Genomic DNA, 14,374 nt, shown 5'->3' on the forward strand with positions numbered 1-14,374 from the left:
TTTGTTAAAGAGCGTTTTGTTGCTGATGTTCGCTGCAACAAAGAAGCGAGAATTATACAGCTCTCTGCCTGACTGTCAACTTAATTTTTTACTTAATTTTCTAAGTCATCGTTTAAGTTAGTTGCTGATATTGGCTGGCCTTTACGACCTGCCTCGTCTGCAAGAGGAGCGCATATTACGCGAGCATTTTCATGAAAGCAACACAAAATCGTAATATTTTTGTCATATCACAATAACCCCTCTTTTGAACACCATGATTTCTTTCTCATCTTAGTGTTAACTAATTAATAAATAAGGTGTAATGATATAAATGCCTTTTTTGAGCAATCCATGACCAAACACTCTTCCCCAGTGACTCTATAGCTAATTGAGCGGCACACTTAATAAGAAAGCGCTGCACTTAGTGTGATTTACTACTGATAAATCACATTTACCTAGTATGAGCACGATTATTACCTTCAATTACGCTCTTAAGGATGCATAGTCAAATTAGACTAGTTGGCTCATCTTCATTGATGAAACCATTACTAAAGTTTTACTCATGAGAAAAAGATCTAGAGGCAATCATTAGAACTCAATGATCTCAACCTTCTGTTTTAAACTTTTTGAACTCTAGTCTTGGAATAGTCTTATTGCTATAGGACGATAACGAGTGAATCGTAGGTTTGTTTAATTATTTATTGCAGCTGACATTTAAAACTCTGCACAGATGAATTATCTGATTTTGTGATTTAGCTCATGCTAATCATAAACGACAGGCAATAAAAAAGGGCTATGCTATGAAGCATAACCCTTTTGAATTTGTGGTGGGCCGTCTGCGACTCGAACGCAGGACCATCGGATTAAAAGTCCGGTGCTCTACCAACTGAGCTAACGGCCCAAACCAAGCGGCATATAATACCGTTTTCTAAATAAATGACAACCCCTTTTGTGGATTTTTTTTAAATTAATTGTGAGGTGTCTATGCTCAATACTGTCAAACCAGACGAGGCGACACTCAAAACAGCTTTAAACAATGCTGAACTGATGATCGAGACCGGTCATGATTATCACCATGTCGCTCAGGCTCTATTATATTTGAATGAAAAAAACCAACTGATGAGCGATATGATAAGTGCAATCGAACGCTATCTACAATGTGAAAAAAACACGCCAGCAACGAACGAACTAGAAGAAATTTTACAGCGTTTTAAAACCTTAGAGACCGAGTCATTATTAATGACAGAGACAGAACTCAGTGTGGATTAAGCTTGATAGCGTGTTGGATCAGCTATTCCTGCTTGCATAAATCCTTCATGGCGAAAGCGGCATGAATCACATTCACCACACGCTCTGCCCTCACTATCAGCTTGATAGCAGGAGACTGTGAGACTGTAATCGACGCCTAATGAAATACCTTTCTCAATAATCGCCTGTTTACTCAGATCAATAAGCGGGGTTTCTATAGTTAATTTATTGCCTTCAATTCCTGTTTTTGTCGCTAAATTGGCCATCGTTTCAAAGGCCGCTATATATTCAGGCCGACAGTCAGGATATCCAGAATAATCTACCGCATTAACACCAACAAAAATGGCATCAGCTTCTAAAACCTCTGCCCACCCTAATGCAATTGATAAAAACACCGTATTTCTAGCTGGTACATAGGTGATTGGAATACCATCCTGGTGCTGTTTAGGTACAGCGATTGTGTTATCAGTCAATGCAGAACCACCAATAGCTGTCAGATCGATATTGATTACTTTGTGCTCTACCGCACTCATTGCTTCAGCAAGAATGGCAGATGCGTTTAACTCTGCGCGATGACGTTGACCATAATCAAAGCTCATGGTGTAACACTGATAGCCTTGTTGTTTTGCAATTGCAAGTACTGTGGCTGAATCAAGACCACCAGATAAAAGAACGACAGCTTTTTTCATCGTCCTTTCTCCTCTCCCCAGAGGTATTTATGCATTTGAATTTGCATTCTCACCGGTAAGTTATCGGCAACAACCCATTCAGCGAGCTCAGCAGGCTGAAGTTGTCCATGAATTGGCGAAAATAAAACTTCACATCGCTCATAAAGTTGGTATTGGTTTAGCTTTTCTTTTGCCCAGTCATAATCATCACGATGACACACGACAAATTTAAGCTGATCATGATTGTTCAATAACTCGATATTTTCATATCGATTCTTACTTTCCTCACCTGATCCCGGCGTCTTGATATCCATAACTCTACTAACACGCTTATCTACTTTACTAATATCCATGGCACCACTTGTTTCTAATGACACATCATAGCCACGATCACATAAAGCGGTTAATAAAGGTATACAGTTTGGTTGCGCAAGGGGTTCACCTCCCGTCACACAAACATACCGAGGATTGAAGGCAGCCACTTGGGCGACAATCTCATCAATATCCATCTTTTCACCACCGTGGAATGCATATTCCGTATCACAATAACCACAGCGAAGAGGACATCCGGTCAATCTGACAAATACGGTCGGTAAACCGACTGTGCGCGACTCACCTTGCAAAGAATAAAAAATTTCTGTTATGCGACATTGCGCCATAAATAATTACCGGCTAAATGTCTTAGTTGGTTGACTGATTAATACGATCTAATCTGGCTTTTGCAAGTCTGGCAGCGGAGCTATCAGGATAGGTCTCAATAACTTGATTCAATGTTGCTTGAGCTCGCTGAGTATCCCCCATTTCCTGTTCACTGAAGCCTCTTTTCAAAAGTGCATCGGCGACTTTTGTACTTGAAGGGTACTCATCAATGACAATTTGAAATAATGCTGCTGCATCAGCAAACTGTCTTAATACATATTTTGCTTCACCCTGCCAGTAATAAGCATTGGGAAGATAGACACTGCCCGGGTACTGTTCAGGGAACTTAGCCAAGGCATCAATAGCTTCTTGATATTGGCCGCTACGCAAGGTTTGCAATGCAGCCTGATAGGCGGCTTCACCATTTTCAACAGCGACAGGAGCTGTGCCAGAAGCTGGCTGATCTGCCGCTTCATCGATACCAGCGTTTGCTACAGAATTATCGGTTAATTCAGTACTGTTCGATGAGTTTGCGGTATTGGCAGAGCTATTATTTTCTAGCTGCTGCATACGCTCATCTAAGTCAATGTACATCTCTTTTTGACGTTTCTCAGCTTGTTCTAACTGATGTCTTAATGTTTCGTTATCACCATTGAGGCGTTGAATCTCATTTTGTAACTGATCAACTCGTGTAATCAGGTTCATCAGACCTTGGCCTTGGATGATTCTCTCCAGTCTTTCTACACGCTGCTGGAGTGGCTCTGTCTCTGCCCAACTGATATTGGGCAGAGCAGCAGCCAGAATCACGGCACAAATGAATTTTCTTTTGCCGTTAATCTGCATTTTTTATCGACCTAAATAAACAATTTCTACACGACGGTTTTGTGACCATGCATAATCATCTGAGCCATCAACTGCCGGTCTTTCTTCACCAAAACTGGTCACTTGGAACTGACTCATATCAGCACCTTGTAACATCAGAATTTGACGAATTGATAAGGCTCGACGCTCACCCAAAGCCAAGTTATATTCGCGTGAACCTCTTTCGTCAGTATGACCTTCTAATCTCACAGTCACATTCGGGTGTTTGGCTAGATATGCAGCATGTGCACGTAGTGTTTCTTGATCTTCTTGTCGTACGTTAGCGCTGTCGTACTCAAAATAAACAACACGGTTTGACAATGGATTCGAAGGATCATTTAACTCATTTCCGTCATAACCATCCTCACCAACGACGACCTGAGTTTCTGAACCGTACTCACTGCCATCAGCGTTACCATTCACACCAGATGTTTGAGCACTCAAATCCTCTACAGCGACATCACCTTCGTTCATCCCTTTATTAGGTGTTGAGCTACATGCGGCTAACCATAAAAGCGGAACAAGTACCGCGAACAATTTTAACTTTTTCATTTAACTAACTCCTATCACTCTTACTTTTTAAAAGGCGACCATGCCGGTTCACGTACCGCACTGCCTGACTCTCCCAGGCGTTGTTTAATTCGGCCATCAACGGACACTGCCGCTAATACACCTCTGCCTTTTTGCTCAGTCGCATATAAAATCATACGGCCGTTTGGCGCAAAGCTCGGGGACTCATCAGCTCGCGTTTCAGTTAACACCTGAACCGCGCCTGTTTCTAAATCCTGCACAGCAATATGGAATTTGCCGTTAACGCCATGCACCATTGTCATCATGCGTCCATCAGGAGAAATATCTGCAGAGGCATTATAGTTGCCTTCAAAGGTAAGCCTTTCAGCACGCCCACCATCTGCATTTACTTTATATATTTGTGGCCTTCCACCACGGTCAGACGTAAATAAAATCTCACGACCATTAGGCATCCATACTGCTTCCGTATCAATTGCCTGTGAGTTATGTGTGACTCGCGATAGTTTGCCTGAACTTAATTCTAAGACATAAATCTCAGGATTACCGTTTTTTGATAATGTCACCGCTAATTTTTTGCCATCTGGTGACCATGCAGGTGCACTATTTAGACCGCGAAAAGAAGCCACAGATTGTCTTTTACCCGTACTGAGCTCTTGTACAAAAATTTCAGACTTTGCATTTTCAAACGTCACATAAGCTAAACGATTATCGTCCGGTGCCCAGCTAGGAGACATGATCGGCTGTCTGGATTGCAATACAGTTCTTGGGTTTGCACCATCTGCATCAGAGATTTGTAAGGCGTAGCGCTTACTGCCATCGGCGTTCTTCATTTCTGTCACAAAGGCGAGTCGTGTTGAAAATACCCCTTTTTCACCTGTCAGTGTTTCATAAACAATATCAGCAATTTGATGCGCTAAAGTCCGCATCCCGGAAGCTGGGACATTATATCGTTTTCCAACTAATTGCTGTGATTTATAAACATCAAATAACTGGAACTGAACTTGATAGTTTTCCCCATCCTGGCTGCTAACTTTACCGATAAGCAGGCCTTCAGAACGAAGTAAACGCCAGTCAGCAAAGTTAACCTGTTGGCCTTCATGAGGCTGGGAAATCAACTCGCTCTGTTTCAGTGGAGCAAAGCGACCACTACTTTTTAAATCATTGCTGATAATACTGGAAATATCCTCTGGAGGCGCAAAACCTTCATTACCAAAAGGGACGACAGCGATAGGAAGTGCAGCTTCCGAACCACCTGTAATTTCAATTGTTAATAAAGCATGTGCAGGCCATGTTGCAAAGAGCATTAATGTCGCGACTACTTTTAACCAGCGTGTGAACATCACTTTCATCCTTTATTCGGGTTTAAAAATAAACTGAAAATCACGTAATGCAGCTGCAGCTTTTGGGTCTGATGGCTGCGGTAATGGTGCTGCTTTATATACAGCTGACTCTGCTGAACGATCAAATACTGCATTACCACTACTTTTCACAATTTTCACGTTTTTAACATCACCACCAGGTAACAGTGAAACTTGGACAGTACACTGCAAACCTGACTGAACGTTGGCCGGTCTTAACCAATAACGTTTAACACGCTGTTGAATCATTAGGCTGTATTGGTCAACCACTCCTTTAACTCGGCGAGCCTCACGTTCTTGCTGTTCTTGTTCTAGCTGACGCTGGAGATCAGATTCAGCGGCTTTTCTTCTCGCTTCCTCTTCCGCTTTACGTTTTGCTTCTTCCAATCGTTTTTTCTCAGCCTCAGCTTTGCGTTTTGCTTCCTCAGCTTTACGCTTCTCTTCTTCTAAGCGTTTTTTCTCTTCTGCGGCTTTTTGCTTCTCTTCTTCTAATCGTTTTCTTTCCGCTTCTGCTTTTTGCTTTTCCTCTTCAAGCCGTTTTTTCTCCGCCTCGACTTTCTGTTTTTCAATCTCCGCCTGTTTACGTTCAGCTTCAATTTTTTGTTTACGTTCTTCTTCGAGCTTTCGCTGTTTTTCAGCTTCTAGACGTTTCTCTTCTTCTTGTTTTCGTTGCTGCTCTAGCTCAGCAATACGCTGCTTCTCTTCCTCTGCAGCTTTAGCACGTTGCTCGGCTTCAATACGAGCACGTTCTTCCATATCCTGATATTCCCTTTCTTTACGCGCCAACTCTTTCTGTGTTTCTTCTAATTGCTCCTGCACTTTTTGCTGGCGCTCTTTTTCTGCGTTTTTCTTTTCTTGTTCTAATTTTTCAAGACGTGCGACCTCTTCTTCAACCAGAGTTTCATCAAGCACCGTTGCCTGAACAATTTCTTTCTGTGGTTCCTGGGCTAATGGTTTTGGCGTTGAGGTCAAATCCATACCGATAATGAACATGGCGAATAACACGACATGTAACACCAGAGATGATGCGCCAGCAAAAAGATTGTCGACGATGTTGTGTTTCATAGTATTACTGAGCGTTCTCGGTTGATTCTGGTTGCTGTGTAATCAGGCCGACACTGGGTGCACCAGCTTTCTGCAATAAAGCCATCGCTGAGATCACATGTCCATAACTCGCAGCGTTATCGCCTTTCACCATCACAGGGGTTTTGGGATTGCGACTTAAAACAGCGCTGGTTATGGCCATCAGTCTTTCTGGTCCTACCGCCTCATCCTGCTTGTCACCCACGGCCGCATAGAAATTTCCCTCAGCATCAACAGACACCACAAAAGGCTCTGTATTTTCCGGTGAATCAACTGGATTCGCATCGGCTTGAGGCAAGTCCACTTGGACTCCCTGAGTTAACATCGGTGCTGTGATCATAAAAATAATCAGTAGCACCAGCATGACATCGATGTACGGAACGACATTGATATCGCTCATCGCCTTACGTCGTAGTCGTCTGTTTGAATGTACAGCCATGACCTAACCTCGGGGTTAACTATGTTGACGCTGTAAAATTGAAGAAAATTCTTCCAGGAAAGTATCGTAACGATTGATTAATCGTTCTACTTCATTGGAATATCGGTTATAGGCGATTACAGCCGGAATGGCCGCAAAAAGGCCCATGGCCGTGGCGATCAATGCTTCTGAAATACCGGGTGCCACCATAGATAAGGTCGCTTGCTGCACATTGCCCAGGGCACGGAAAGAGTTCATGATGCCCCAAACTGTACCAAACAAACCGATATATGGACTGGTTGAACCTGCTGTTGCCAGAAATGGCAGTGAGGTTTCTAACTGATCAATTTCTCTAGCTAGAGAAATTCGCATGACGCGCTGTGCCCCTTCGAGGACATAATTACTGTCTGTTGAAGATTTTTTTAAACGGACAAACTCTTTAAAACCGACTTCAAAAATACCTTCCATGCCTCGGCTGGTATGGGGTCTTGACGAGATATCTTCATAGAGTCGATTAAGTTCATTACCTGACCAGAACTTATCTTCAAAATTATCCGCATCGCGTTTTGCTTTCGCTAATTCCCCCCGTTTACGGAAAATAATCAACCACGAATAAAATGAAATCATTACTAACACCAGCATAACCAGCTTAACGATCAAACTCGCTTCGGCTATTAGGGTGATAATCGATAGATCAGCAGTCACTATGCAACTCCGTCAAAATAAAATTAGGTATAGGTTTTGGGCGAAATGTCTCTGCGTCAAGACTCGCCACTCTGACCAAAGCATCGCACAACAGTTCCTCACCACGATAGATACTTTGTTCAAATACAATACTGGCACCAGCACGTTTTTGTAATCGGGAGGTCACGTGCAGTGCATCATTAAATACCGCAGGACGCCGATAATTAATCTGCATGGAGTGCACAGCAAATAGCAGCCCTTGCTCATGTCTGAGCGTGCTCTGCTCAATGCCTAAGGATCTTAACCACTCAGTCCGGGCCCGTTCCATAAAGTTCAAGTATTGCGAATGATACACGACTCCACCACTATCGGTATCTTCATAATAAACTCGGATTGGCCAAACAAATTCCTGCATAAAATTACTGGCCATCCAACGTCAGATCAGGACTTAATCCCAAGTGTAGCCAAGCACGTTTTGTGGCTACTCGTCCGCGTGGTGTGCGCATGATGAAGCCTTCCTGAATCAGATAAGGTTCTAACACATCTTCAATTGTGCCACGCTCTTCGCCAATCGCCGCAGCGAGGTTATCCAGGCCAACAGGTCCACCTTCAAACTTTTCAATAATAGCCAGCAATAACTTGCGGTCTAACATATCAAAACCGTAATTATCGACATCCAGTAAGTCCAGCGCTTGTCTGGCAATTTCTGCTGTTACCTCACCGTTAAAGCGCACCTCAGCATAATCTCTGACACGTCGCAGTAAACGGTTTGCTATACGCGGCGTACCTCGTGAACGTCGTGCTACTTCATTGGCACCACTGGCATCTAACTTCACATTCAAAATACCAGCACTGCGCTCAACAATCGTACTCAAATCCTTTATGTTATAGAACTCCAGTCTCTGCACAATCCCAAACCGGTCGCGTAACGGTGATGTCAGCGAACCTGCGCGTGTTGTCGCCCCAACTAAAGTGAAGGGCTCCAAGTCGAGTTTGATGGAGCGGGCGGCAGGGCCTTCACCAATCATAATATCGATTTGATAATCTTCCATCGCCGGATAAAGCACTTCTTCAACGATGGGGCTTAAACGATGAATTTCATCAACAAACAACACATCGTTTGGTTCAAGATTGGTCAGTAATGCAGCAAGATCACCTGGTCTTTCCAGTACAGGCCCCGATGTTTGCCGCAAATTAACGCCCATTTCATTGGCAATGATATTAGCTAGGGTTGTTTTACCCAGTCCAGGCGGACCAAATATTAAGGTGTGATCGAGGGCTTCTTTTCGTTGTTTTGCGGCTGAAATAAACAAATCCATTTGTTCACGCACAACAGGCTGACCGATATAATCTTCAAGCGTAATGGGGCGTATCGCACGATCAATACGTTCTTCATCGTTATTGCTCTGTGGCGAAATAAACCGTTCTTCCATGTCAGTTTCTCTGCAATGCCTGGCGAATAATTTGTTCTGTAGTCATGCCTTCACTATCAAAACTACGCAACATTTTATCGGCTTCATTAGGCTTATAACCTAATGCAACGAGTGCTTCAACGGCTTCACTTTTAGCCCCAGCTGTTGTCATTGGCATGTCCGAAACAATGGTATCAATACCCATGGCAGAACTAACCTCTTTGAGTCGGTCACGCATTTCAACAATGAGTCTTTCTGCGGTCTTTTTTCCCACACCAGGTAGTCTTGTCAGGCTGGCAGTGTCCCCTTCCTGAACGCTACGAGCAAAAGCATCCACATCACTGCCTGAAAGAATCGTTAAGGCAAGCTTGGCTCCAACGCCATTGACTTTCAACAGACTTCTAAAGAGTAAACGCTCACGTTCCGTAGCAAAGGCATATAAAAGCTGAGCATCTTCTCTGACCACCATATGCGTGAAAAGCATCACTTCTTCATTTACAGCAGGTAAATTGAAGAATGTCGACATAGGTGCAGATAACTCATAACCAACGCCATGCACATCCAGAACAAGCTCTGGTGGCTGCTTTTCTATAATAATGCCCCGCAAACGTCCAATCATCGACTATATCTTCCTCCGCGCCGAGTGGTGCGCATACCTGCTGGTAATTTACTCTGGCTACCACCAATAGCAGAGTGATGTGCATGAGTAAGGGCGCAGGCCAAAGCATCGGCCGCATCCTCTTCAGGTGATTCAGACAAACTCAAAATCACTGACATCATATATTGAATCTGTGCTTTATTTGCGTGGCCATTGCCGACCACGGCTTTTTTTATTTGTGTCGCGGTATATTCTGACACCGTCAATTGCTGACTGACTGCGGCACATATAGCAGCGCCTCTGGCTTGACCAAGCTTTAATGCAGAATCAGCATTTTTATGTAAAAACACTTTTTCGATGGCCATCATATCCGGTTGATAGCGTTCGATGAGGTCGGTCAGACCTTCAAAAATCTGTCTTAATCTATCAGCAAACTCGCCATCACCGACCATTAAACGGCCGTTGATGACGTGTTTAATTTTTTTTCCATCAATTTCAATAATGCCAAAACCGGTTTTTCTTGAACCAGGATCAATCCCCAGGATACGCGGCATACCTTATGACATCAGCTATTCAGCTGAGCCATGACCTCATCAGAAAAATCAGCATTAGAATAGACTTCTTGCACATCATCCAGGTCTTCAAATGCTTCGATCATATTGATGGCTTTTTGAGCATCATCCACATCTAAACTAACAGTGGTGTCTGGGTGCATGGTTACTTGCGCTGATTCCACTGGTAATTCAGCCGCATCTAAGGCATCTCTTACTGCCGCATAATCTTCTGGCGTCGTGAACACATCGATAGAACCATCATCATTAGTCACAATGTCTTCAGCACCCGCTTCAAGTGCCACTTCCATCACGCTATCTTCATCAGTACCACTGGCCAGCGAGATAATGCCTTTTTTATTAAACAGGAAAGCCACACAACCATCAGTGCCCATATTGCCACCACGCTTGGTGAAAACATTACGCACCGCTGCAACCGTACGATTACGATTATCGGTCATGCAATCGACCATAATGGCTGTGCCATTCGGACCATAACCTTCATAACGAATTTCTTCGTAATTAACCCCTTCCAGTTCACCAGCACCACGTTTGGTTGCACGCTCGATGACATCTTTTGTCATGTTCGCGCCCAGTGCTTTATCTATCGCAGCACGTAAGCGTGGGTTTGCTGCGGGATCACTGCCACCCATTTTAGCGGCGACGGTGATTTCACGGATCAGCTTAGTAAACAGTTTGCCGCGCTTGGCATCCTGTGCACCTTTTCTATGCTGAATATTTGCCCACTTACTATGACCTGCCATGTACTTATTTACCTCTTTTGTTGCCAGCCTGAACGTCACTGCTCAGGCGAATAGTCCTAAATTATCGAACTAATGTATTCCAATTTTTATACACATCGCTACGACCATAAACCTGGTCAAAATACATTGCCTGAAGTTTTTCAGTGATAGGACCGCGCGTGCCTTCACCGATTGGACGGTTATCCAATTCTCTGATTGGTGTCACTTCAGCCGCTGTACCAGTGAAAAAGGCTTCATCAGCGATATACACTTCATCGCGTGTAATACGTTTCTCAACAACTTTCAGACCGATATCGCGTGCCAGTGTCATCACTGTTTCACGGGTGATGCCTTCTAACGCTGAGGTCAATTCAGGGGTGTACAACACACCATCACGCACCATGAAGAAGTTTTCACCACTACCTTCACACACAAAGCCTTGAGCATCTAATAGCAGCGCTTCGTCGTAACCGCAACTGACCGCTTCTTGCAACGCCATCATGGAATTCATGTAGTTACCGTTGGCCTTGGCTTTACACATGGTGATATTGACGTGGTGACGTGTGAACGATGACGTTCTGATACGAATACCTTTTGTCATGTTTTCTTCACCGAGGTAAGCTCCCCAATGCCATGCTGCGACCATAACATGTGTGTTCAGGTTATCTGCACGGATACCCATGCCTTCCGAACCATAAAAACACATCGGTCTAATATAAGCAGAGTCCAGATTATTTTCACGAACCACAGTACGTTGAGCTTCGTTGATCGTCTCTTTATCAAACGGCATGCCCATACCTAAAATTTTGGCGCTACGGAAAAGACGATCGGTATGTTCCTGCAAACGGAAGATAGCCGTGCCTTGTTCAGATTTATAAGCACGCACCCCTTCAAATACGCCCATGCCGTAATGAAGAGTATGTGTCAGGACGTGGACTTTGGCCTCACGCCACGGTACTAATTCACCGTCGAGCCAGATAACGCCATCACGATCTGCCATTGTTGCTACTGCCATATGCTTTATTCCAAGTTCATTGATTAATCTGAGTCTGGTTCTAGGCGATGTCACCTAACCAGCGCTGCCAAATCTGCACAACCTGCTGCGGGAAGTCTTGTAACTGAGACACCGACATTAATGCGGGTTTATCCTGCAATACGCAGTGGTTGGCTTCATTTCGATAGTAACGATATGCGTCGGCCAACATTTCCCCCTCAGCGGGTTCGAGCTTTCCGGAAGCCACCAGCGCTTCCAAAATCCTAATATTATCGGTGTAAACGAGTAATTCAGGCAAGTCCGTTGACCATGCCAACACTGCATATTGCACCATAAATTCAATATCAGTGATACCACCTTTACCCTGTTTTAGATCAAATAGTTGGCTATCACTCTTGTCTAACTGTTGACGCATTTTTGAACGCATGTCTCTGACTTGCTCAGCCAGCGTCTCTTGATCACGGGACTTGGCCAACACCTGTTGACGCGTGTCGAAGACCTTTTGCGCAAGTTCGGCATCCCCCATCACATTTCTTGCGCGTACCAAGGCTTGATGTTCCCATGTCCATGCTTCTTTTTGTTGATAATCAACAAAACCAGAAAATGGACTAACCAATAAACCCGATGCGCCACTAGGCCGCAAACGCATATCGACTTCATAAAGCAAACCACCGGGAGTGACTGTATTCAACAGATGAATCATGCGTTGAGCAAGGCGAGTATAAAATACCATCACATCTACGGGACGCTCGCCATCCGTCATGCCTTCCTGTGCATCATCAAAGATGAAGACCAGATCCAGATCCGAGCCATAACCTAATTCAAGCCCACCTAACTTACCGTAAGCCAGAATAGTCAAACCGCACTGCTTAGGGTCGTTATTATCTGTAATGGGTGGATACCCATGCTTGACCACTAAATGTTCCCAGGCTATTCGCCATACCTGTTCAAGTAGTATTTCCGCCAATTCCGTTAATTGATCCCCCACTCGCATTAACGGCAGTACCTCAGTGACATCGGCTGCCGCTACATGAAGCGTGGCAATTTGTCGGAACTCTCGCAAACGATTCATCAACTGCTCTAAGTCATCCGCATCAACCGAGGATAAAAACTGTAACAGCTGTTTTTTTAACTCTTCTCTCTCAGGTACTTCATAAAGGGAACGAGGATCGAGGAGCTCATCTAATAGCACAGGGTATTTCGCTAGCTGTGTACTTATTAATGGACTAGCAGAACAGAGCTTGACCAGTTGTGACAAGGCCATCGGATTTTCTACCAGCAGCGCCATATAAGCACTTCGACGCATGATGGACTCCATCAGAGGCATTAAGCGGGGTAGACAATCATCAGCGTTATCGACATTTCCAGTGGCTTGTAATAACAACGGTAATAGCTTCTCGAGCCGTTGCTGGCCTGTCTGGCTCAAGTTACGACAAATATGCAGATCGAGTAATTTATCAACAACCGCGAGTATCTGTTCAGGATTGTCATACCCACATTGTTGAATAAAGGTTAATTTCTCTTCCGGTTGAGCATTAAGGAAAGAAATTTTTATCCCAGCACCTTCATCACTGGCTTGAGGCGCCGTCAGCAATTGATCAAAATGCTCCTGTACTTGCTGCCTGTAGTCTCTAAGAGTGGCATAAAACGATGACCAGTCTTCGAAGCCCATACTGAGTGCCAACCTTAATCTTGAAGGCTCATCGCTTGGCAAAATATGGGTCTGCTGATCGGCCCAAGCCTGAATGCGGTGCTCTGTTCTACGAAGAAACGCATAGGCTTGTTTTAACTGATTGACCGCATAGACTGATAACAGGTTTCTATCAGCCAACAGGTCAAGAATCGTTAGAATCGGTCTTTGCTGCATGGGGCGATCTCGTCCACCATAGATCAACTGAAAAACCTGCCCTATAAACTCGATTTCTCGGATACCGCCGGTGCCCAGCTTGATATTGTCATCCATCCCTCTGTGGTGCATCTGTCCGGCAATCATGGATTTCATTTCACGCAATGAATCAAACATGCCGTAATCGAGATAACGTCGATATACAAACGGGCGCAGCATATCTGACAACGCTTTTTTATCCGCTTCATTGCCGGTAATAGCACGCGCTTTAATCATCGCGTAGCGTTCCCACTCTCTTCCCTGGGTCTGGTAATACTCTTCCATTGCATCAAAGCTGGAGACCAAAGCGCCACTCTCACCAAAGGGACGTAAGCGCATATCGACCCGAAACACAAAACCATCAACGGTCTGGTTATCCAGGGCCTGAATCAATTTGCGTCCAAGCCTAACGAAGAACTCGCTATTGCTTAACGGCTTCCTGCCCCCTTCGGTTTCCCCTTCCTCTGGGTATGTGAAGATAAGATCAATATCCGATGACAGGTTTAATTCGCCTGCACCCAGTTTCCCCATGCCTAAAACAATCATCTTCTGCTCACGACCATCATCGTCACAAGGGATGCCATTTATCTCGACCTGCCAGTCATAGAGAAGGCTTAAGGTCTGCTGAATACAGACATCGGCCATGGCGGACAGATCAGCCATGGTTTCGGCTAAATCAGACCAATTAGCTAAATCCCGCCAGATAATACGTACCATCATCC

16 protein-coding genes and 1 tRNA gene are annotated in these 14,374 nt (G+C 44.4%); 1 reads left to right on the forward strand and 16 read right to left on the reverse strand.

The features are described from left to right. Positions 1-804: 804 nt before the first annotated feature. Positions 805-880: transfer RNA gene (locus B4K20_RS02180), tRNA-Lys, on the reverse strand. Between the two features lie 83 nt (positions 881-963). Here B4K20_RS02180 and B4K20_RS02185 point away from each other — a divergent pair. Next, positions 964-1,248 carry a hypothetical protein gene (locus tag B4K20_RS02185; RefSeq protein ID WP_286303552.1) on the forward strand — a complete coding sequence of 95 codons (285 nt, stop codon included), beginning with the start codon at positions 964-966 and terminating at the stop codon, positions 1,246-1,248. On the opposite strand, the gene queC is transcribed toward B4K20_RS02185, so the two are convergent. The 15 genes from queC to glnE form a co-directional block, all read right to left on the reverse strand. Beyond that, positions 1,245-1,916, reverse strand: coding sequence for a 7-cyano-7-deazaguanine synthase QueC (gene queC, locus B4K20_RS02190; RefSeq protein WP_286303551.1), 672 nt, complete (start codon positions 1,914-1,916; stop codon positions 1,245-1,247). The genes B4K20_RS02185 and queC overlap by 4 nt on opposite strands. Then, complete coding sequence (queE, locus tag B4K20_RS02195; RefSeq protein WP_289281731.1) at positions 1,913-2,554, reverse strand: 7-carboxy-7-deazaguanine synthase QueE; 642 nt, start codon at positions 2,552-2,554, stop codon at positions 1,913-1,915. Before queE ends, queC begins: the two co-directional genes overlap by 4 nt. Before the next feature lie 22 nt (positions 2,555-2,576). Further along, the gene (gene ybgF, locus B4K20_RS02200; RefSeq protein WP_289244059.1) at positions 2,577-3,377 is read right to left on the reverse strand and encodes a tol-pal system protein YbgF; all 801 of its coding nucleotides are present in this window, start codon (positions 3,375-3,377) and stop codon (positions 2,577-2,579) included. Positions 3,378-3,380: 3 nt separating this feature from the next. After that, on the reverse strand, positions 3,381-3,947 hold the full coding sequence (gene pal / locus B4K20_RS02205; RefSeq protein ID WP_289281732.1) for a peptidoglycan-associated lipoprotein Pal: 567 nt from the start codon (positions 3,945-3,947) through the stop codon (positions 3,381-3,383). A gap of 20 nt (positions 3,948-3,967) precedes the next feature. Next, positions 3,968-5,266 (reverse strand): Tol-Pal system beta propeller repeat protein TolB, encoded by a 1,299-nt coding sequence (tolB, locus tag B4K20_RS02210; RefSeq protein ID WP_289281733.1) that lies wholly within the window; start codon positions 5,264-5,266, stop codon positions 3,968-3,970. A gap of 12 nt (positions 5,267-5,278) precedes the next feature. Then, positions 5,279-6,349, reverse strand: coding sequence for a cell envelope integrity protein TolA (gene tolA / locus B4K20_RS02215; protein WP_289281734.1), 1,071 nt, complete (start codon positions 6,347-6,349; stop codon positions 5,279-5,281). Between the two features lie 4 nt (positions 6,350-6,353). Beyond that, the gene (gene tolR / locus B4K20_RS02220) at positions 6,354-6,806 is read right to left on the reverse strand and encodes a protein TolR (protein WP_289281735.1); all 453 of its coding nucleotides are present in this window, start codon (positions 6,804-6,806) and stop codon (positions 6,354-6,356) included. A gap of 15 nt (positions 6,807-6,821) precedes the next feature. After that, positions 6,822-7,490 carry a protein TolQ gene (tolQ, locus tag B4K20_RS02225; RefSeq protein ID WP_289244064.1) on the reverse strand — a complete coding sequence of 223 codons (669 nt, stop codon included), beginning with the start codon at positions 7,488-7,490 and terminating at the stop codon, positions 6,822-6,824. After that, complete coding sequence (ybgC, locus tag B4K20_RS02230; RefSeq protein WP_286306099.1) at positions 7,480-7,884, reverse strand: tol-pal system-associated acyl-CoA thioesterase; 405 nt, start codon at positions 7,882-7,884, stop codon at positions 7,480-7,482. Before ybgC ends, tolQ begins: the two co-directional genes overlap by 11 nt. 4 nt (positions 7,885-7,888) lie before the next feature. Beyond that, positions 7,889-8,902: a Holliday junction branch migration DNA helicase RuvB gene (ruvB, locus tag B4K20_RS02235; RefSeq protein WP_289244066.1), complete on the reverse strand. Its 1,014-nt coding sequence runs from the start codon at positions 8,900-8,902 to the stop codon at positions 7,889-7,891. Between the two features lies 1 nt (position 8,903). After that, entirely contained in the window at positions 8,904-9,500 is a 597-nt protein-coding gene (ruvA, locus tag B4K20_RS02240) for a Holliday junction branch migration protein RuvA (protein WP_289244067.1), read from the reverse strand. Then, positions 9,497-10,033 carry a crossover junction endodeoxyribonuclease RuvC gene (gene ruvC / locus B4K20_RS02245; RefSeq protein ID WP_289244068.1) on the reverse strand — a complete coding sequence of 179 codons (537 nt, stop codon included), beginning with the start codon at positions 10,031-10,033 and terminating at the stop codon, positions 9,497-9,499. Before ruvC ends, ruvA begins: the two co-directional genes overlap by 4 nt. Positions 10,034-10,044: 11 nt before the next feature. Further along, positions 10,045-10,794, reverse strand: a complete 750-nt coding sequence (locus B4K20_RS02250) for a YebC/PmpR family DNA-binding transcriptional regulator (RefSeq protein WP_286303542.1) — start codon at positions 10,792-10,794, stop codon at positions 10,045-10,047. Between the two features lie 61 nt (positions 10,795-10,855). Then, positions 10,856-11,788: a branched-chain amino acid transaminase gene (locus tag B4K20_RS02255; RefSeq protein ID WP_289244069.1), complete on the reverse strand. Its 933-nt coding sequence runs from the start codon at positions 11,786-11,788 to the stop codon at positions 10,856-10,858. Positions 11,789-11,828: 40 nt separating this feature from the next. Then, the coding region (gene glnE / locus B4K20_RS02260; RefSeq protein WP_289281736.1) for a bifunctional [glutamate--ammonia ligase]-adenylyl-L-tyrosine phosphorylase/[glutamate--ammonia-ligase] adenylyltransferase at positions 11,829-14,374 on the reverse strand (2,546 nt) is incomplete at its 5' end.

The sequence above is a fragment of the Methylophaga sp. UBA5088 genome (assembly GCF_002414625.1).
Taxonomy (GTDB): domain Bacteria; phylum Pseudomonadota; class Gammaproteobacteria; order Nitrosococcales; family Methylophagaceae; genus Methylophaga; species Methylophaga marina.

Coding starts and splice junctions, on each gene's coding strand:
- B4K20_RS02185 (WP_286303552.1), top strand. CDS start 964: ATGCTCAATACTGTCAAACCAGACGAGGCGACACTCAAAACAGCTTTA.
- queC (WP_286303551.1), bottom strand. CDS start 1,916: ATGAAAAAAGCTGTCGTTCTTTTATCTGGTGGTCTTGATTCAGCCACA.
- queE (WP_289281731.1), bottom strand. CDS start 2,554: ATGGCGCAATGTCGCATAACAGAAATTTTTTATTCTTTGCAAGGTGAG.
- ybgF (WP_289244059.1), bottom strand. CDS start 3,377: ATGCAGATTAACGGCAAAAGAAAATTCATTTGTGCCGTGATTCTGGCT.
- pal (WP_289281732.1), bottom strand. CDS start 3,947: ATGAAAAAGTTAAAATTGTTCGCGGTACTTGTTCCGCTTTTATGGTTA.
- tolB (WP_289281733.1), bottom strand. CDS start 5,266: ATGTTCACACGCTGGTTAAAAGTAGTCGCGACATTAATGCTCTTTGCA.
- tolA (WP_289281734.1), bottom strand. CDS start 6,349: ATGAAACACAACATCGTCGACAATCTTTTTGCTGGCGCATCATCTCTG.
- tolR (WP_289281735.1), bottom strand. CDS start 6,806: ATGGCTGTACATTCAAACAGACGACTACGACGTAAGGCGATGAGCGAT.
- ybgC (WP_286306099.1), bottom strand. CDS start 7,884: ATGCAGGAATTTGTTTGGCCAATCCGAGTTTATTATGAAGATACCGAT.
- ruvB (WP_289244066.1), bottom strand. CDS start 8,902: ATGGAAGAACGGTTTATTTCGCCACAGAGCAATAACGATGAAGAACGT.
- ruvA (WP_289244067.1), bottom strand. CDS start 9,500: ATGATTGGACGTTTGCGGGGCATTATTATAGAAAAGCAGCCACCAGAG.
- ruvC (WP_289244068.1), bottom strand. CDS start 10,033: ATGCCGCGTATCCTGGGGATTGATCCTGGTTCAAGAAAAACCGGTTTT.
- B4K20_RS02250 (WP_286303542.1), bottom strand. CDS start 10,794: ATGGCAGGTCATAGTAAGTGGGCAAATATTCAGCATAGAAAAGGTGCA.
- B4K20_RS02255 (WP_289244069.1), bottom strand. CDS start 11,788: ATGGCAGTAGCAACAATGGCAGATCGTGATGGCGTTATCTGGCTCGAC.